General features: G+C 43.1%; 18 protein-coding genes. 2 read left to right on the plus strand and 16 right to left on the minus strand.

Translation table 11 applies throughout. The features are described 5' to 3' along the window. The first annotated feature begins 190 nt into the window (after window positions 1-190). Complete coding sequence (locus ACFX4H_RS24195; RefSeq protein WP_034309293.1) at window positions 191-466, plus strand: YtzH-like family protein; 276 nt, start codon at window positions 191-193, stop codon at window positions 464-466. Here the strand turns inward: ACFX4H_RS24195 and ACFX4H_RS24200 are convergent, their stop codons facing one another. The 8 genes from ACFX4H_RS24200 to ACFX4H_RS24235 form a co-directional block, all read right to left on the minus strand. Beyond that, window positions 467-1,249: a phosphotransferase family protein gene (locus tag ACFX4H_RS24200; protein WP_034311469.1), complete on the minus strand. Its 783-nt coding sequence runs from the start codon at window positions 1,247-1,249 to the stop codon at window positions 467-469. Window positions 1,250-1,541: 292 nt separating this feature from the next. Then, window positions 1,542-2,573 (minus strand): diacylglycerol/lipid kinase family protein, encoded by a 1,032-nt coding sequence (locus ACFX4H_RS24205; protein ID WP_249597376.1) that lies wholly within the window; start codon window positions 2,571-2,573, stop codon window positions 1,542-1,544. Then, window positions 2,485-3,492, minus strand: coding sequence for an NERD domain-containing protein (locus ACFX4H_RS24210; RefSeq protein ID WP_377436405.1), 1,008 nt, complete (start codon window positions 3,490-3,492; stop codon window positions 2,485-2,487). The genes ACFX4H_RS24205 and ACFX4H_RS24210 overlap by 89 nt, the downstream gene beginning before the upstream one ends. Before the next feature lie 19 nt (window positions 3,493-3,511). Further along, window positions 3,512-4,075, minus strand: a complete 564-nt coding sequence (gene thpR / locus ACFX4H_RS24215) for an RNA 2',3'-cyclic phosphodiesterase (protein WP_095679590.1) — start codon at window positions 4,073-4,075, stop codon at window positions 3,512-3,514. Window positions 4,076-4,533: 458 nt separating this feature from the next. Continuing rightward, window positions 4,534-5,772, minus strand: a complete 1,239-nt coding sequence (locus ACFX4H_RS24220) for an Nramp family divalent metal transporter (protein WP_328138142.1) — start codon at window positions 5,770-5,772, stop codon at window positions 4,534-4,536. A 215-nt stretch (window positions 5,773-5,987) separates the two neighbouring features. Then, window positions 5,988-6,842 carry a D-amino-acid transaminase gene (gene dat, locus ACFX4H_RS24225; protein WP_377436406.1) on the minus strand — a complete coding sequence of 285 codons (855 nt, stop codon included), beginning with the start codon at window positions 6,840-6,842 and terminating at the stop codon, window positions 5,988-5,990. A gap of 21 nt (window positions 6,843-6,863) precedes the next feature. Beyond that, entirely contained in the window at window positions 6,864-8,276 is a 1,413-nt protein-coding gene (gene pepV / locus ACFX4H_RS24230; RefSeq protein ID WP_063590418.1) for a dipeptidase PepV, read from the minus strand. A 156-nt stretch (window positions 8,277-8,432) separates the two neighbouring features. Next, entirely contained in the window at window positions 8,433-9,770 is a 1,338-nt protein-coding gene (locus tag ACFX4H_RS24235; protein WP_034309304.1) for an MATE family efflux transporter, read from the minus strand. A 442-nt stretch (window positions 9,771-10,212) separates the two neighbouring features. Here ACFX4H_RS24235 and ACFX4H_RS24240 point away from each other — a divergent pair, with 442 nt between their 5' ends. Further along, window positions 10,213-10,947 (plus strand): SDR family NAD(P)-dependent oxidoreductase, encoded by a 735-nt coding sequence (locus tag ACFX4H_RS24240; protein WP_214806209.1) that lies wholly within the window; start codon window positions 10,213-10,215, stop codon window positions 10,945-10,947. Between the two features lie 86 nt (window positions 10,948-11,033). Here ACFX4H_RS24240 and ACFX4H_RS24245 read toward each other — a convergent pair whose 3' ends face one another. The 8 genes from ACFX4H_RS24245 to cobA all read right to left on the minus strand — a co-directional run bounded on the left by ACFX4H_RS24245 (window position 11,034) and on the right by cobA (window position 17,690). After that, window positions 11,034-11,519 (minus strand): DedA family protein, encoded by a 486-nt coding sequence (locus tag ACFX4H_RS24245; RefSeq protein ID WP_034309313.1) that lies wholly within the window; start codon window positions 11,517-11,519, stop codon window positions 11,034-11,036. Window positions 11,520-11,767: 248 nt separating this feature from the next. Continuing rightward, window positions 11,768-12,319: a signal peptidase I gene (lepB, locus tag ACFX4H_RS24250; protein ID WP_176474440.1), complete on the minus strand. Its 552-nt coding sequence runs from the start codon at window positions 12,317-12,319 to the stop codon at window positions 11,768-11,770. A gap of 94 nt (window positions 12,320-12,413) precedes the next feature. After that, window positions 12,414-12,656 (minus strand): hypothetical protein, encoded by a 243-nt coding sequence (locus ACFX4H_RS24255; protein WP_377436407.1) that lies wholly within the window; start codon window positions 12,654-12,656, stop codon window positions 12,414-12,416. A 33-nt stretch (window positions 12,657-12,689) separates the two neighbouring features. Further along, complete coding sequence (locus ACFX4H_RS26885; protein ID WP_483878274.1) at window positions 12,690-12,797, minus strand: DnaJ family domain-containing protein; 108 nt, start codon at window positions 12,795-12,797, stop codon at window positions 12,690-12,692. Between the two features lie 476 nt (window positions 12,798-13,273). Beyond that, window positions 13,274-15,154 carry an immunoglobulin-like domain-containing protein gene (locus ACFX4H_RS24260; protein WP_377436408.1) on the minus strand — a complete coding sequence of 627 codons (1,881 nt, stop codon included), beginning with the start codon at window positions 15,152-15,154 and terminating at the stop codon, window positions 13,274-13,276. A 179-nt stretch (window positions 15,155-15,333) separates the two neighbouring features. After that, complete coding sequence (locus ACFX4H_RS24265; RefSeq protein WP_052137318.1) at window positions 15,334-15,747, minus strand: DUF4064 domain-containing protein; 414 nt, start codon at window positions 15,745-15,747, stop codon at window positions 15,334-15,336. A gap of 140 nt (window positions 15,748-15,887) precedes the next feature. Further along, window positions 15,888-16,061: a hypothetical protein gene (locus ACFX4H_RS24270; RefSeq protein ID WP_161784859.1), complete on the minus strand. Its 174-nt coding sequence runs from the start codon at window positions 16,059-16,061 to the stop codon at window positions 15,888-15,890. A 183-nt stretch (window positions 16,062-16,244) separates the two neighbouring features. Further along, complete coding sequence (gene cobA, locus ACFX4H_RS24275; RefSeq protein WP_377436409.1) at window positions 16,245-17,690, minus strand: uroporphyrinogen-III C-methyltransferase; 1,446 nt, start codon at window positions 17,688-17,690, stop codon at window positions 16,245-16,247. Window positions 17,691-17,695 lie beyond the last annotated feature (5 nt).

Below are 17,695 nucleotides of genomic sequence, written 5' to 3' on the forward strand. Positions count from 1 at the left end.
GATTCCTGCAAGTTGATTTTTTCAGGAAACCCCCACTGGTCAAATAAAAAAACTGCCGGCCATCCAGGCGACAGTCACTGTAGTTTTCATGTATAAAACTTTCAGCAAAACACAACATAAATAAGTGAAGGGCAGGCGGGCACCACCTGGGAATCCCTTGAATCCATGTTTAAGAAAGGAGAGGCATTATATGCCGCTTTCCCATGAACACCAAATGTCACTATTGAAAGATATATTGACCAACCATCAAACAGACTGCTGCGGATCCGTTTCTGAATGTGAACAGGTTGAAAGGCTCGTCAAATCCTTAATGATCAATATGGAAATTGACAGCAATGTGAAAACGATACTGACGGAGATTTACGAATACAGTCAGACGGGCATCGGTACCGCCGATTTAGATGCACATATTTCAACCCACCAGAACGACCTGTCCCAGTGGGTGGATGATATAGATCAATTCTGATCAGCTGACCATCAATAAAGCTTCCAGTTTTTGCAGTAATTCATTTCTTTCCTCGTACCGCTTCCTGCGATGATGCCATTGGATGGAAAGCACAAGTTGTGAAACCGTGTGCCATTTCATCCTCATCTCCAGGCCTGCGTCAAGCTTCTTGCCGTAACGGGCAAGCCATTGATTCCATTCTTCCCTCGGGACATATGAATAAAGGAGTATGCCGAGGTCAATGGCCGGATCGCCAATGACCGCTCCGTCCCAATCAATCAGGAACAATCCGTCCGTTTCTGTCATGAGCCAATTATTGTGGTTCACATCACAATGACAGACGACTTTTTCGTCGCATTCAATCAACAGGAGATTGTTCTGTAAAAAATGGATGGCCTGTTTGATAATCGGAATGTCCGTAACATCCGAAGATAACCCGGTTTCTATGTCCGTAAGTATACTTTCAGGTCGTAAAGGGGATTTCCCAAGCCTTTTGAGCATGCTTAACAAAGGATCGGATTGATGAATTTTTTGAAGCAGCTTTGCGACTCTTATATTGTTCATTTCCTGCTGAGATAGCTCCCTGCCTTCCATCCAATGCTGGGCCGTAATTACATCCCCATTTTCCAGGCGTTTTGTCCACATTAACTTTGGAACAATGCCCTCAGCTGAAAGAACAGCTAAAAATGGCGATGAATTTCGTTTAAGGAAGAGCTTCTGCCCCTCTTTCTCGGCAATAAAGGCTTCTCCCGTAGCTCCTCCAGCAGGGGATATATCCCACTCCTGACCTAATAAATGTTCCAACTGGTTCACCTTCGATTTCCTCGCTTAATCATACAAATGTGGGTACGTTCACCTAGTGTATGTATTACCACTACTTTGAGTCCATGTTTTATAAAAAATCCGCCTGCTGGCGAAGCTGCATATATACTTGCATCGGGATGATACCCGCAATTAAAAACATCCTCATTTTAGAGAAATAAAAAAATAGCTATTGAGCAATTAAACAATAGCCATAAATTAAATTTTAGTTGAAAAACGGTTTCTTCGTCAAGTACTATAAAACGATTATACGCATAAAACAAAAACAAATAAATCATTTCATATTTTTGTATCGGTTATCAGCCTGTAACATGACGCGCAATTTCTCTTTCAGAACCACTGCAGCTACTTCGTTCCTACCAACAATTTCCCCATCAGACTGGATTTTCACTGACCCTTCATTCTTCATTTTTATCTTTTTACCGGAAAAAGAATCAACATTTTTAATGTTCAGGTGACCGCCCCATAAAACGGTGATGAAGACGGTCAATAATTTCAACAAAGGAATATCATGGACCGCAATCACGTTCAACCTGCCATCATCCAGCTTCGACATCGGTGAAATTTTCATCCCGCCGCCAAAATAGGACTGGTTCGCAATAGCGATGAACCAAACCCTTTTCAAAAAATGCCGGTCACCATCAATGATCAATTCCATGCAGCCGGGCTTGTAAGTCACTATCTTTTTTATAAAAATGAACAGATAAATTAATTTACCCGCTCTGATAAAATTAAACCATTTTTTCAGAGGGGAACGGTCCGCTTCATCGGAAATTTCAGCATCAATGCCCATTCCCAGGCAGTTCACGAAATACCCCATCTGACCATTCGTCTCGAACTGTCCGATATCAATGGCACTAAAGGCATTATCCTGAAATAAAGAAAGTGCTTCTTCCACACTCTCGGTTTTTTGAATGCCCCTTACATAATCATTGCCGGATCCAGCCGCAAGGGAGCCGATGATAGCGTGTGGGAAACCAATGGCGCCATTTATCATTTCATTGATCGTGCCATCTCCCCCGACAGCGATCATCCGGGTATCCTGCTTCGTCCCTGATAGGATCTCCTTCGTCAATCTTAGCGCATGCCCTTTTTCCCGTGTAAAAAACACCTCATGGGGAACAGCTTTTGATTGCAGTATTTTCTCGGCTTTTTTCCAAACCTTCAAACTCTCTCCATTTCCTGCCATTGGATTGACAATGAAATACACCGTTTCTTTAAGGTGCGGCATGCTGATTTCCATCCGTTTGGTTATACTCCGCTTCCCATTCAGGTCGCAGGCTGGATGTAGTTTGGCAATATTCAAGCAAAGCCTGTGCCCCTTTTAACTGCTGTGCCTTGAGCGGAGACGATATGGCCCGCATCCTTTCGAACCATTCCGGGAAGGTCCGTTTATCCAATATCGTAATATCATAAGGGGCTTCGGGATAATCGACATATCCATTCCGGGATAAAATCACCTTTTTAATCGGCATGTTCACTCCATATAGCTCAAATAGCTTGGAAACGATGTTCGTCATCCGATTTGCACCAAGCAAAGGATTGAGCACCTTTTTATCAGGATGCTTATGATGCCTGCGGACCCAGAATCGTTCACTTGACCCGATGAAAGCAGCGTCTTCTTCCGCTTCCAGAAACGTGATGCACCAAGCATCAACAGGGGTCAATAAAATGACTTCGACCTCAACAGGCGCATTTTTCAAAAGAAAGATAGGTTTGTATAATACGAGAAACGTATCCGGAAAACGCTGCAGAAAAAAGCGGAGCCTCTCATCCAAAAAGAATGATTGGTCCACAAATGACTTTTCACGAAGCGTCGAACTCCCCCATTTCATTTGAAAACGAAGCAATTGATTTAAAAAACTTTGCTTTAATTCATCGAGACTGGCCGGCCGGAACGGAAATCTTAATGAAAAAACATTAGGATCTTCAATCAGGTTCGGCATCGGCAGTTCTTCCGCCCCTGACTCCTGTTTACCTGGCCGGAGGAATATGCCTTTCACCTTTTTAAACAGGCGCTTCGAATCTTCCTGAGGAGGATCAAATTTGACCTGTGTTTCTCTTTCAGTATGTTCACTATACAACCGATCTAGCTCGCCCGCATTATAAGCAGCCTTCAATTTATCCCATTGCTGTTTTTTCAACCGCGCAAATTGTGTAGGATAACGATAAATATCCTGCTCATACCGGGAAATATAATCTTGCATCTTTATGAGCTGTGCCATGCGACCACCACCCATCTTTCTATTTTTGGAGGTTTATCGTGAAAATCTTCTCGTATGATGGGGAAGCTCCAAGATGTGTTTGATATAACGCAACCTGGTCTGCTTCAAAATGCTTATCCTGCACATTCGCCATCTGGCGAACGCCCTCCAGCGAAAAGGGATTATCCCCCTCGAATTTTCTTGCCAGTGTAATATGAGGCTTAAACGGCTTTTTATCAAGTTCAAAACCCGCTTCGATACAGGAATTATAGACTTTCCTTTGAATGGCAAAAAGCCTTTCTTGCTGCTTGACGCCTGCCCATAGAATCCTTGGACTATCACTCTTGCCGAAACCGCCGATATCGCCCAGTTCCAAGCCGAATGAGGCCTCATTGGCAAGCTCGCTTCCCACACGCCCCAAAGCATCTTCTTTCAATGTATCGGGAGCATTGCCCAAAAATGCCATCGTAATATGATAATCGGCTGGATGCAGCCATTTCTTAAATGGAAAGTCTGGCTTTAGTTGTTCCGTAACAGCATTTAAATAGGCCTTAATATCATCAGGCAATACTAAAGCAAAGAAAAAATGAGTATTCATGTTCATTTCCATTCCTTCCTGTTTTCCCTTTAATTTTACCATAATTCCCATTGCCTATACCTTTTCCTGGGCTTCCTAATACATACTCCCTCCACAGGAATATCCCTAATCTACCATCCTATGATCAAAGCCCCTGACGGATCATACGCAGGTCCGGAATGTATTTTTCAGGCTGGGTAGATTAATGAAAAAAACAGCAAAAAAGGACCAAAAATCGGTCCTAAATACTGGAGGCAAAAGGAGTACTATCCAAAGTTGATTGGAGCGGGTGTTCGAGACTCCTGCGGGGAAAGCGCGTCCAAGGGAGACCCCGCGTGCATAGGCACCGAGGAGACTCCCGGACCGCCCGCGGAAAGCGAGTGCCTGGAGGGGAAATCAACGGTCAAATTTTAAAAACCTGACTCAATTATTATCGAGTTTCAATCTAAAGGACCAAAAATCGATCCTTCCCTGCCATTCCCATGTTAGCTGAACATTGTTTCGTAAAGCAGGAACAAGTTCAGCCCAATGATAAGTACAGCTATAAGCCAAGCGGCGCCCGAGGTGATTTTATGGTTGACCAGGCTGCCCATGATTTTTTTATTGCTTGTAAACATGATCAATGGCACTAAGGCAAACGCGATGCCAAACGAGAGGACAACTTGGCTCATCACAAGCGCTTTGGATGGATTCACTCCCCATAATATTATGAGCAGGGGCGGGACGGTAGTAATGACCCTTCTTAAATAAATCGGAATATGTCTTTTAATGAATCCTTGCATGACAACATCACCTGTCATTACACCAACGGATGAGCTCGATAAACCGGCAAATAATAATCCTATTCCAAAGAACATCGCGACTGATGGTCCAAGCATGGCCCCGAATTGTTGATAGGCAACATCCAAGTCCTCAACCAGTGCTCCATTCTTATGAAATAGGGCAGCTGAAACTATGACCATGGCGGCATTGATCGCACCTGCAATCAACATGGCGATGACAATGTCGATTAGCTCAAAACGATAAATCCTTTTTCTTTCCAAATCGTTTACTCCGACTATCCTTCTTTGAGTCAAAGAGGAATGAAGGTATATCGCATGTGGCATAACGGTGGCTCCAAGCATACCGGCCGATAGTAAAATGCTGTCCACTCCCTCGAATTTTGGAGTGAAGAGTCCTAAAACAACGGCTGAAGTGTCAGGTTTTGCATAAAAAACTTGAGCGCCAAAAGCGATCACAACGACAAATATCATGACCGTGATCAGGGCTTCGAATGTTCGGTAACCCCTGCGCTGGATTTCCAGGATGGCAAAGGAACCAATCGCTGCAATGATTGCCGATGTGATTAACGGTAAATCAAATAGTAAATAAATCCCTAGTGCGGCTCCTATGAATTCAGCTAGGTCGGTTGCCATTATAACGGCTTCAGCCTGAATCCATAATAAGAAAGATGTTTTTTTCGAAAATTTTTCCCTGCATAGCTCCGGAAGGTTCTTTCCAGTGGCTATCCCCAATTTAGCTGATAGTGATTGGATTAGCACAGCCATTAAATTGGAGGCGAAGATAACCCATAATAACGTATAGCCATATTTAGATCCGGCTGTAATATTGGTCGCATAATTCCCTGGATCAATATAGGCAACAGCTGCTATGAATGCAGGCCCCAGATAGGGAAGCAGTTTTTTTATTCCTCTCGAAGAAGATTGATGCAACACGTCGGACATATCAATTTCTACTCCTTTTACACGCAACTCAAATTGTTGCAACAGGTAAACTTTTTAGGTTATTAGCAAGTATATTCCTGGTTATTGAAAATGTCAAAAAGGGAGGATTGCCTATCGATGTAATTAACGTGATCGGGGATTCGGGGAAGGCCATCTCGCTTCCGGCTAATCAGATAAAAAAACCCCCTTGCCATTAGTGGCAAAGGGGCGTTCCTCTATTTAATGGAACCGCATTGCTTCTCGATTTCCTCGGAAAACAGTTTCTGCAGTCTTTGAGTTAACGGACCGGGTTCCCCGGCTGCAATCGATTGGCCATCGATATTTATAATTGGTGTCACTTCGACACTAGTGCTTGTATAAAGAACTTCATCGGCTGCCATCATGTCCTCGACCGTGAAGGCTTCTTCGACATAGGGAATCCCATGATCAGCGCAAAGCTTCAGCATCACCTGACGGGTAATTCCATTCAGGATCAAATTTGTGGCCGGATGCGTTTTAAGTTGACCATCCACCACGATTGAGACATTTGACGAACTTCCCTCCGTCACCGTACCATCACGATGCTGGATCGCTTCATCACAGCCAGCTTCCACCGCTTGCTGTTTAGCCATTATATTTCCCAGTAGATTTAAACTCTTGATATTACAGCGCAGCCAGCGTATATCTTCGGTGGTAACAGCATTGACCCCTGGCTTCATTTTGCCTGTATAAGGCATTTCCTTTGTATAGGCGACAAAGACCGGTTCCACCTCTGCAGTTGGAAAAGAGTGTGTACGCGCAGATACTCCTCTTGTCAGCTGCATATAGACGATACCGTCCTTCAGTTGATTTTCAGCGATCAGCTCTTTCATGCGGGTTTTGATTTCCGCTATGGTAAAGGGAACTTTCATCTGAATCAACTTCGCACTGTCCATCAGCCGGGTCAGATGCATATCGTCCGTAAATAATTCGCCATTATAAACCCGAATGACTTCATAGACGCCATCACCGAATTGATATCCCCTGTCTTCAATATCTACCTTTACTTCGGACCTGCTTTTAAGGTCGCCGTTAAAAATGATTTTTCCCATGTCTTTCTCCCTCTTTGCCTCTTATTTAGCCAATTCATGAATGGCACGTGCATAAATGGACGTAGCCTTAAGCATATCCTCAATATCAATATATTCATCTTTCTGATGCGCAATGTCTTCGCTGCCTGGGAAAAGCGGGCCAAATGCAACGCCTTCTTTCAATGAACGGGCATATGTGCCGCCGCCAATCGAAAGAAGCTCGGCTTTATCACCTGTCTCCGCTTCATACACTTCCTGCAACGTCTTGATCAAGAAGCTTTCACTGTCCACATAATGGGGAGTTGAATGCGAATTGGTCTTCACTTTCAAATTATATGCCGCAAGCCTTTCTTCCAGCGCCGCCTTTTGCTGTTCCCACTCAAACGTGACCGGATAACGCATGCTGAAACCGATTGAGCTGTCGCCTTGTTTAGAATAATTGAAAACGCCGGCATTGATCGTCAATTCTCCGGTTTGCTCATCCGAATAAGCCACACCTAAATTATTTCCGCGGGAATCTTCGAACAAACGGTCCTTGATGAAAGTGAAGTAGGCTTTCGCATGCGGATCAAGAGTGAGATCAGCTAAAAACACGGCTAAATGCAGACCTGCATTCCTTCCGTTGTTCGGTTCCATCGCGTGTGCCGAGATACCATTCATTTCAAGCAGCACTTGATTTTTTTGCGGAACGGCTTGCCCCTCCAATGAGTACTTTTGCAAATAATCCTGATAGTTTGCCGCCACTTCAGCAGTGTTGTCCGCTTCCACAACAGCCGTCGCAAAATCCGGTACCATATTCGTCCTTCGACCTGAAGAAAACTCGATGACATTCACGTCTGAGTTCGTGCCATTTCCTGCATCGGCAGGATGGATAACCGAGAAATCCCAGATTCCTTTTTCCGCACTGATGATCGGGAAGTCAGCATCTGGTGCGAAGCCGATCGAAGGCATTTCCTCCACTTCAAAGTACCGGTCAACGCAGCGCCAGTTCGATTCTTCATCGGTTCCAATGATCATCCTCACACGTTTGTTCAAAGGTTCTCCTAGCTCCCGGACCAGCTTCATCGCATGATAGGCAGCCATCGTCGGCCCTTTATCATCGATTGCCCCGCGGGCGTATATGCGGCCATTGCGGATTTCAGCGCCAAACGGATCTGAACTCCAGCCATCTCCCTCAGGTACCACGTCGACATGGCATAAAATCCCGATTAACTCCTCACCTTCCCCCATTTCGATATGACCAGCGACATTATCGACATTTTTCACAGTAAAACCGTCTTTTTCACCTAATTGAAGCATGAAATCAAGCGCTTCCTTCACCCCTTTACCGAGTGGGGCCTCCTCTGTCGGATGTTCTTCATCAAGTACACTTTTTATTTTCAATAAGTTTTGTGTGTCCAGTAATAAGTCCATTTTCCGTTTTTCAACTTCTTCTCGCCAATTCAATTCACTCAAAATATGACAACTCCTCTTTTATATATATTTTTCATTTTATCACTTTTACTACCACATTCGCCAAGCCTTGCTACCTATTCTTCGTATTCCCGCATTATTGCTAGCATCAAACTACCGATAAATTTCCTTACAAAAATAAAAAAACACCCTCTTTTATTAAAAAGAGGATGATTTCATTAGACTATCGTCATTCATTAACTCTGTTACTTTTCTGTTCAATCTTGGGATATATAATGCTAAAAACAAAGAACGTCCTAAACTGAAAGCCAGGAATGCAAGCCATAAACCATGATTGCCATGATTGCTGACTGCTGCGAACTGGACTATTAAAAAAGCCATCAGTGCCAGAAGCATCGAGTTCCTTACTGGAACGGCTTCAGTCGCACCGGTAAACACTCCATAAAAAATGAGTCCGATAAAGGCACTGAATGGGAATAGGACTATCCAAAGTCCATATTCATGGGCCAATTCGATGACGCCGGGAATATCCGTGAATAAGAGAATGACCTCATCGCTGAAAAGATAGTAAGATGCGGCAAGTATGAACGCGGCATACAAGCCCCACCGCGCCGATAGTGAGAGTGTTTTTTTATAAAGGTTTATATCTCTCGAACCAATCGCCTTCCCGACCAGAAGACTGGACGCGTTCGCGAAGCCATCAAAGCAATAGGCCATCAGGTAATGGATTTGAATGAGTACGGCATTGGCCGCCAGGGTCTCTGTCCCGAAAGTCGCTCCCTTGGCCGTAAAAAGGTTGAAAACCGTGATCAGGCAAATGGTCCTGATGAATAAATCCCTGTTGACCACCATCATTTTTTTCAGGGAAGCCCGATCGAACCCCTCCCGGAATGAAAAAGAATCCGGTACGTTAACCGCTTTCCTGATGACCCACAAGCCCAGTAAAAAAGCGGAAATCTCTGATATCAGTGTAGCGGCAGCAACCCCTGATACAGACCATGAAAAACCATTAACGAAAACGAGGCATAAGATTATATTCATCACGTTCATGAAAACTTGAATGAACAAGGACGTTTTTATCCTCGATTTCCCCATTAACCAGCCTAAGATGACATAATTCAATAGAGCAAAAGGTGCGCCCCATATCCTGATGCCGAAATAATCTGCGGCAAAGGCGGAAACGTCCGATTCCGGACCGATTGCGCCTAACGATACATTCAAAATGGGCTTTTGGATCACGATAAAAAGCAGACCGATGATCGCTGCAATGAAAAAAGGCCGAATCAAGGCCATCAGGGTTTGCTTTTCATCCCTTGCCCCTTCCGCTTGTGCAGCGAAGGCAGATGTACTGACCCGAAGAAAACCAAAAAGCCAATACATCGTATTGAAAATTATCGTTCCGACAGCCACCCCGCCAATATAAGCGGGATCACTCAACTTTCCAACCACAGCCGTATCGACCGCACCGAGCAAGGGCGTACTCATCGTCGAAATCGTAAGCGGGATGGCCAAGGAAAGATATACTCTGTTATTCATAAAATGTGACCTCCTATGTACATAAAAGTTCTGAAAAGTTAGAATTGGAATATCGTTATAAAATTTTGTATTCAAAGTACAAAAAGATTGCAGTATTTAATTTTAATCACTAGAATTGTACATATGGTGCTCCCAAACATGCAAGAGATGCCTCTACAAGATTACTTGTGGAACGTTTTAAATAGAACGGGTAAAAGCCATTTTAAATCTGGATCATTTACGTATCAAATTTTGAAGATTGAAAGATTGATATCGCTTTCAACCCGCAGGGGTTATGGGAGGTCCATTTTTATCCAGCAAGAAAAAGGCATTTCGCAAGACGGAAAATAAAATGCTTGACGGATTCTTGAATGAGTTATAGTATTGCTCGTTGATAATATACCTTTTGAACTATGCTTGAATATATATTCATTGTTATAACAACTAATCAGGAGTGATCATGATGGGAAGATTGACTGATAAAGTAGCCATTATCACTGGCGGAGCATCTGGTATGGGCAGGGAAATGGTAGACCTATTCACAAAAGAAGGAGCACAAGTCATTGCTGCCGATATCAATGAAAAAGCTGTAGCTGCCGTGAATGAACTGGATAACGTCCATGGAACAGTACTTGATGTATCTTCAGACGAAAGCTGGAAAAAGGTGACGGATGAAGTTATCGCTAAATTTGGCAAAATCGACATTTTGGTAAACAATGCCGGCATCTCAACGGAAAAAGGCATTAACGATACGACTTTGGCAGATTGGCAGCTAATGTTAGGCATTAATGGATTTGGACCATTCCTTGGAATGAAACACGTTGTTCCTCACATGGCTAAAGAAGGTAAAGGCGCAGTTGTAAACATTTCTTCCTTTACTGCTCAAATCGGAATGGGCTTAAACTCTTATTCAGCTTCAAAAGGTGCCGTACGTGCCATTTCCAAGGCTGCCGCAACGCAATATGGCCGCATGGGCGTCCGTGTCAATGCCGTATTCCCTGGTATCATCGAAACACCGATGACTCAAAAATTAGAAGAATCAAAAGAGTTAGTGAACCAAATGATCAAGGCCACTCCATTACAACGTTTGGGTCAGCCGGCGGATATTGCAAATGCCGTGCTTTATCTAGCATCCGATGAAGCTTCATACGTAACTGGTGCCGAGCTTGTCATCGACGGCGGATACTCCGCTCAATAATTAAAGCAGAAATGGAAAATCCCGTTTCTAAAACTCAGAAACGGGATTTTCTGATTCAATAAAGAAATTTTGTAAGTTGTAATGAGTTAAGTTAACACACCGATGAAATAGCCAAAAGTCGTAAATACCAAACACCAGCTGAATGCCCCTGCCCCTGCAAAGATAAAGTACTTTCGTTTCCCCATTCCATTCATACCGGAAATGTAACTGGCGAAGTGACGGACTCCTGGAATGAAATAGGCGATGATAATCGTCCATGGACCGTATTTATTGAACCATTTTTCCAATTTTTCCAACCTCGCGGGGGTCATTTTGATCCACTTACCATGCTTCCTCAAAAAAGGCTTCCCCACCTTTTTTCCGATGAAATAACTGACAAGCATCCCGGATATCGAGCCAAGGAAACTGACAAGGAATGCTCCCTGGACATTCAAAACCGAAATGGATGACAAATAACCGACAAAAGTCATCATGAACTCATCAGGTACCGGCAAGCCAATAATCCCAATCGCCAACAATCCATATATCGCAAAATAACCATAGTTTGATATTAAATCTTTTACTATATCCATCTAAAGTACTCCATCTCAGCACCCTTTATTAAAGTAATCCATTTTCTTATGCGGGCCTGGGTAACGTGATTACTTCTTTTTAATAGGATAACCTAATTTAACCCAAATGAGTTGATTTTCAAAAAAAAAAATAGAAAAAAAAGAAGAATGAACACGTTTTTTGTTGAAATACCTGTATGGCAGTTTCCTCATTAAGGATGAAAATCGGCAACAATAAAAGCGGACTCGATACCTGAGTCCGCTTCTTCTTATTTCACAATCTTTATTTCATTGATCGGCCAATACACTAGATTCGCCTTGCCTACGATTTCATCGACGGAAATCGTGCCAATTTCACGGCTATCCAAACTATTTTGGCGATTGTCACCCATAAGGAACAACTGGTCTTCCGGCACTGTCATGCTGCCTGTAATATCTTCGAGCTTGAAGGATTCAGTCAGCGGCACTCCTGATGCCATCTGATTCTTATATTTGTCCAAGTATGGTTCTTCATAAGCCTTCCCATTAATATAAAGCGTATCGTCTTTATATTCAATATGGTCACCTGGCAGACCGATAACCCTTTTTATATAATCTTTATCTACCGTTGCATGAAATACGACAATATCAAACCGGTCTATATTATCGATATTCGTTCCAAACTTGGTAAGAACAATTCTTTCGTGGTCTTGCAGAGTCGGCATCATTGACTCACCGTCCACGACAATCGGTGCAAAAATATACGTTCGAATTAAAAAAGCTAGAATGACTGCAATCAATATCGCTTTTATCCATGAAAAAACTTCTTTTCTTTTTTCCAATCGAAGTCCCTCTCTCTGTTTTTTATTCATGCCATTATAACATAATCCTTTCATGATCACGTCATACAAATACCCACATTTTACACATTATCATTTACTTCCATTTTTCATACTGGATTTCCATGCTTTCCAACTCTATTTCCCTGCGCTGCATTTTGGTTGGACAAATCGCATTATATGTACGGACTTTCTCATTTATTTCACCCATTCGTTTCAGTAATTCAGATTCAGTTCCATTCATTTTTTTCAATTGAACCAATTCGGCTAGCTCTTCCCGAATTTCTTTTTGCCATTTTATCCACAGCGGAAGGAAGCCGGCATCCTTGGCCTTCGTCAAGAAGTTGTCATATATATTTCCCGACAGCGCCGACTACGGAAGCGGTTTACCAAAGCCAGGATTATTCTTCAGCCCGCCTTCTCTTTCATATTCCTTGAAAATTTGATCCATCCAGTTCACATGTCCGTGTTCTTTGCCCATAAACAATCCCCTTTCAGATCACTTGTAATTACATGTTTTTACAATTATAACATTTTTATCAATACTCACTCTACCCTTGTGGGACACTTTCTACTATTATATATGCCTATCCTTCAGCCAAACAAATTCAGGCATCAAAAAAGGATTCCCCTATTCAGGGAATCCTTGCAGACTGTAGACAAACTCGATGAAGATCGATTTTTTGTCTACAGTTTTTTATGGCTTGTACAATTTGGCCGTTGATTGGAACGTAGGGCACTCGCTTTCCGCGGACGGTCCGCCCTCGGCTTTCTCCTGCGGGGTCTCCCCTGGACTCGCTTTTCCCGCAGGAGTCTCGAACACCCGCTCCAATCAACTTTGTTTTAACTTTTAGATAGAACACTTTTGCCTAGATTCATTTTTGTTTTGTATTAAAACTTGAGGTGATGAGGATGCTTTCTAAACATGATTCTATTCAGGGAATCCTTGTTGGCCTTCTATTTAACGGTGATTTTCCTTTTTACTTCCGCCTTGTTCTTCGATTTATCCGTAACTGTGTAAGTCAATGTATAGGTGCCTTTTTTCTTCGTATTCACAGTCCCTGTTATTTTGATCTTACTTGTTAAGCTTCCATCAAGATTATCTTTTGCGGATACTCCTGATTTAGGATTGAATGTCGAGTTATAGGCAATGGTTTTGCTCTTGGCACCGGAAATGACCGGCTTTGTGCTGTCTACCGTGATCTTTCTTGTGACTGTTGCAGTATTTTTCGATGAATCAGTGATTGTATACTTTAATGTATACGTACCTTTTTTCTTTGTATTCACCGTACCTGTCACCTTTATTTTACTTGTCATGTTGCCATCCAGGTTATCTGTCGCAGATACACCCGATTTAGGGCTGAATGACGAATAATAGCCAACGGTTTTACTATTGGCTCCCGAGATGACTGGCTTGGTGCCATCTATCGTGATCTTTCTTGTGACCGTCGCCGCATTTTTCGATGAATCTGTGACCGTATACTTCAATGTATAGGTCCCCTTTTTCTTCGTATTGACTGTACCCGTCACTTTGATTTTACTAGTCAAATTTCCATCGGCATTATCCTTGGCACTCACGTTTGTTTTTGGATTGAATGAAGAATTAAGTTTGATGGTTTTGTTCCCGGCACCTGATATCACAGGCTTGACTTGATCATAAACGGTTATTTTCCTTGTGACCTTGGAAACATTCCCAGCTTTGTCAGCTACCGTATAAATCAAATTATAGGTGCCCACTTTCTTGGTATCGACCTTGCCTTCCACTCGGATGACATTCGTTAAGTCACCATCTTTATCATCCTTCGCCTTTACGCCGGTTTTAGTATTGAAAGTTGAGTTGAATGGAATCGATTTACCGGCAGTCCCTGAAATCACAGGCTTATTCGTATCCTTGACAATCGATGGCCGATTGGAGATGTAAGCTGATGAAACATACCCCTTAATACTTTTGTCTGCCGTTTGTACGGGGTAAAAGACAAATTTATTTCCCTTAGATTCGTGATAGTCAAAATTCCCAGTGATGATCAAGCTTGTATTTGGCGGAACAGTTACTGCACCTGCCGTAGTGCTTATTTCTTTCCTGATATTCGCGCTCGATGTCGTCACCACTTTGTCTCCTGCCCTGAACCAATAAACAGAGTCATGCGTTTGATCTGTCAGGGTGTATTCAAGATTTTTAAAGACGATATTTTCCGTGCTGTTCCGATCATATTGAAAGTCAGAAGTTTTGAATGGATATTTTGCCAGTTTCGTATCATTCAAATAACTTTGGTTTTCTATCTCAGCAAAAACTTCCTCTTGGTACGCATTCACATTTATTTTCCCGTTTTCCTGGTAAAGAGGACTGTTCACCGGTTTTGTCCCATTGTAAGCCATGACAGGGAAATACCAATTTTCGATGACCCTGCGCCCTGCACCTTTGATCTTGGGTAAATCCCTTCTTGAATACATGCCACTCAGGACCTCGACGCCTGCCCCGATATTGTAGACTATATCATTTTCCAGCTTTTTCTGGTCATACCCACTTTTATTGGTAAGCTGCATTAAACCGATGCCGCCATCGTCGGATATAATCGGTTTACCATCCTCATTAAATTGCCTCCAATCCCCGTTTTCCTGCGTAGCCACCGCTTTTACCACTTCAGGGGGGATTTCAGCCTCTATTGCCGCATTCGTCAGTAAGCAGTTGATCTGCTTATGGGAAGGATTTTCATTGGGTTGAACCTCACCGAATGATGAACACGCATTGGTTATTCCAGACTCCGCAAAAGCCTGTCCATTGAACAAACCGAGTGTTAAACAGGTCAGTGCCCCAATCTTCATTAAAGGTATCTTCATCGATCGAACTCCAGTCTATTTATATTTAAATCTATAATAATAGTAACATGATAGACTGGTGATTTCAGGTATAATAGGGTATTTCCTCCTCAAATATCCTTGCAGCATAAAAGGAGCTTACCCGCATTATCGGGAAAGCTCCTTTGTTTTCAAATCTCAAAACTATGTATGATGCCGGATCATTCGATCACTTCCACCGTTTCCCTCGGCTTCCTTACAAGGCACATGATACCCGGTATGATGAAGAAGATAAGCGGCCAAACATGAAAAATCGTCAGAATGCCCGTAATGATCAATAAGATTCCGGCTCCCTTCGCCTTGCCGCCCTTTAATAGAAAGATAGCGATCAAACCGCCTGCCAAGGCAATGAACAGAGAAATGATCCCAGCCCATAATAAGCCCATGAAAAATTTGACTGACATATCTATCTCAGATGAGGAAAACTCCTGAGAATCTGTCATTAATGAGTTGTCCACCATTTCTTTCAAATCGATACTGTTGAGATAGACGGCCGATATGATCGTCACGATTAAAAAAATCGCAGCGATACTCACGCCTATGATACTTAATGCGTATTCCCATGTCCGTTTCATTTACTTCGCCTCCCTGGAAAAGTCACGTATATATAATACCCAATCTGTGAAGGAATAAAAGACTTTTATTCCTTACTCCTCAAAATTGAGTGTAAATTTGGTGAATTCGTCCAAATCCTTTAACTCCCCCTGCCTTGCCTTCATTCATCCTTCTTTTTCAATCGTTCATGTAATTCATCTCTTTTATTATCCAGGTTATTCATTTTTGTCATATGCTTTATAAAGAAACGGACCGCCTTCACAACCATAACGAATAACAGAACAAGTAGGGCAAGGTAGAATAATTGCCATAAAACATCGCCAATATTAAACATGAAGTCACCTTCTGTCCTTGAATGAATTCCGGCCAATAAAAGCAGTAAGTGAGGGCTTTTCGTACTCCGTGAAGTCCCGTAATTAAATGATAACACGATTGGCCCTAACACTGGGCCCACAATATTAATAGAAGGTGAATAACGAAGCTCCCCAAAGGAAATAGACTCTGTTTTTATCAGAGTCTAAAAAACATTCCTATTCACGATCAAATCCACCAATTGTTCGGCAGACGGTTCTTTCGGCATCATATCAGATGTAAATCCATAGTCTTGAATTCTATTGCCGGTACTTTCCCCGATCACCCCGATGGAGGCTTGTTTTAGCAGCGCTTCAACATCCACGTTTGCCTTGTTCCCATATTGCATCAGCATATCGACTGAATGCCGGTTTGAAAATAGTACCGTTCCTACAGGTTTCCCATCCAGCATTCTCGGAAAGATTTCAAGGAATCTTTCATCGACAAATTTAGCGATTGATTGAATATAGTCTCCGTCCCCATGTGCCGGATCTCTAAGATCCCTGTTTCGATCCCCGACAACTAACAGTGTTCCGGCTTCCGGCATCCCGGATTTGAGCTCGGCCGTCAGACCCCGTTGCTGTAAAGCCTTTTTCGATTTCCTAGATAACACATATAGTTTTGAAGAAATCCGGCGGAAATCAATAGCTTGTTCAGTGAGTGAATCCAAGAATCCATGGACACTTTCAGGAGAGGTGAAGAGAATTCGATCATACGAAAGAAAAGCGAGCAGCTGACTTTCTTCTATTTTCACTTTTGCCGCATTCCATTTAGGAAACTCGATGACTTCGCCGCCAAGTTCATACAGGGCTTCCGCCAAGGCACTTTTTGCCGTCCCCGTCCGGGCCACTAAAAACCGTTGTCCATAAAGCGGCTTCTTTTCGAACCATTGCAGTTTTCCCCTTAGTGAAATGATATCCCCGACCAAGGTTATTGCAGGATTGCCAAGCGACTTTCCACTTACCCGTTCGACGATATCATCCAAGGTCCCCTCGACACTTTCCTGTCTTCCATAAGTGCCCCATTGAATGACGAGTGCCGGTGTATTCCCCTGCTTTCCATGATTGATCAAATTTTCGCGGATAGACGGAAGGTTGGCCACACCCATATAAAAGGCAACCGTATCTATACTCACAAGCCCATTCCAATCTATATCCTTCTTCGTTTGGTCATGGCCCGTCACCATCGCAAAGGAACGTCCGTAATCCCGATGTGTGACAGGGACTCCTGCGTACATGGATGCAGCAATGCTGGACGTAACCCCCGGAATGACTTCGAATGGGATTCCCTCATCTTTCAACGATTCCGCTTCCTCCCCGACTCTTCCAAAAACGGCAGGATCACCGCCTTTCAAACGGACGACCCGATGCCCTTCCAGTGCTTTGGAAACAAGCAGCTCATTGATTTCCCCTTGGCTGATGCCAGTAGCATAAGGTGTCTTGCCACAATATATCAATTCACAATCGAAGGCGGCAGCCTCCAACAGCTTGGGATTCAGCAATCTATCATATAAAATGACATCCGCTTTTTCAATCTCTTTTTGGCCTTTTACGGTAATCAGGCCTTCATCACCCGGACCTGCACCAACAAAATAAACCTTGCCCTTGGTCATGCCGC

It is taken from the genome of Peribacillus sp. YIM B13477, assembly GCF_042787955.1.
Taxonomy (GTDB): Bacteria; Bacillota; Bacilli; order Bacillales; family DSM-1321; genus Peribacillus; species Peribacillus frigoritolerans.

Coding starts and splice junctions, on each gene's coding strand:
- ACFX4H_RS24195 (WP_034309293.1), top strand. CDS start 191: ATGCCGCTTTCCCATGAACACCAAATGTCACTATTGAAAGATATATTG.
- ACFX4H_RS24210 (WP_377436405.1), bottom strand. CDS start 3,492: ATGGCACAGCTCATAAAGATGCAAGATTATATTTCCCGGTATGAGCAG.
- thpR (WP_095679590.1), bottom strand. CDS start 4,075: ATGAACATGAATACTCATTTTTTCTTTGCTTTAGTATTGCCTGATGAT.
- ACFX4H_RS24220 (WP_328138142.1), bottom strand. CDS start 5,772: ATGTCCGACGTGTTGCATCAATCTTCTTCGAGAGGAATAAAAAAACTG.
- dat (WP_377436406.1), bottom strand. CDS start 6,842: ATGGGAAAAATCATTTTTAACGGCGACCTTAAAAGCAGGTCCGAAGTA.
- ACFX4H_RS24235 (WP_034309304.1), bottom strand. CDS start 9,770: ATGAATAACAGAGTATATCTTTCCTTGGCCATCCCGCTTACGATTTCG.
- ACFX4H_RS24240 (WP_214806209.1), top strand. CDS start 10,213: ATGGGAAGATTGACTGATAAAGTAGCCATTATCACTGGCGGAGCATCT.
- ACFX4H_RS24245 (WP_034309313.1), bottom strand. CDS start 11,519: ATGGATATAGTAAAAGATTTAATATCAAACTATGGTTATTTTGCGATA.
- ACFX4H_RS26885 (WP_483878274.1), bottom strand. CDS start 12,797: ATGGGCAAAGAACACGGACATGTGAACTGGATGGATCAAATTTTCAAG.
- ACFX4H_RS24260 (WP_377436408.1), bottom strand. CDS start 15,154: ATGAAGATACCTTTAATGAAGATTGGGGCACTGACCTGTTTAACACTC.
- ACFX4H_RS24265 (WP_052137318.1), bottom strand. CDS start 15,747: ATGAAACGGACATGGGAATACGCATTAAGTATCATAGGCGTGAGTATC.
- ACFX4H_RS24270 (WP_161784859.1), bottom strand. CDS start 16,061: ATGTTTAATATTGGCGATGTTTTATGGCAATTATTCTACCTTGCCCTA.
- cobA (WP_377436409.1), bottom strand. CDS start 17,690: ATGACCAAGGGCAAGGTTTATTTTGTTGGTGCAGGTCCGGGTGATGAA.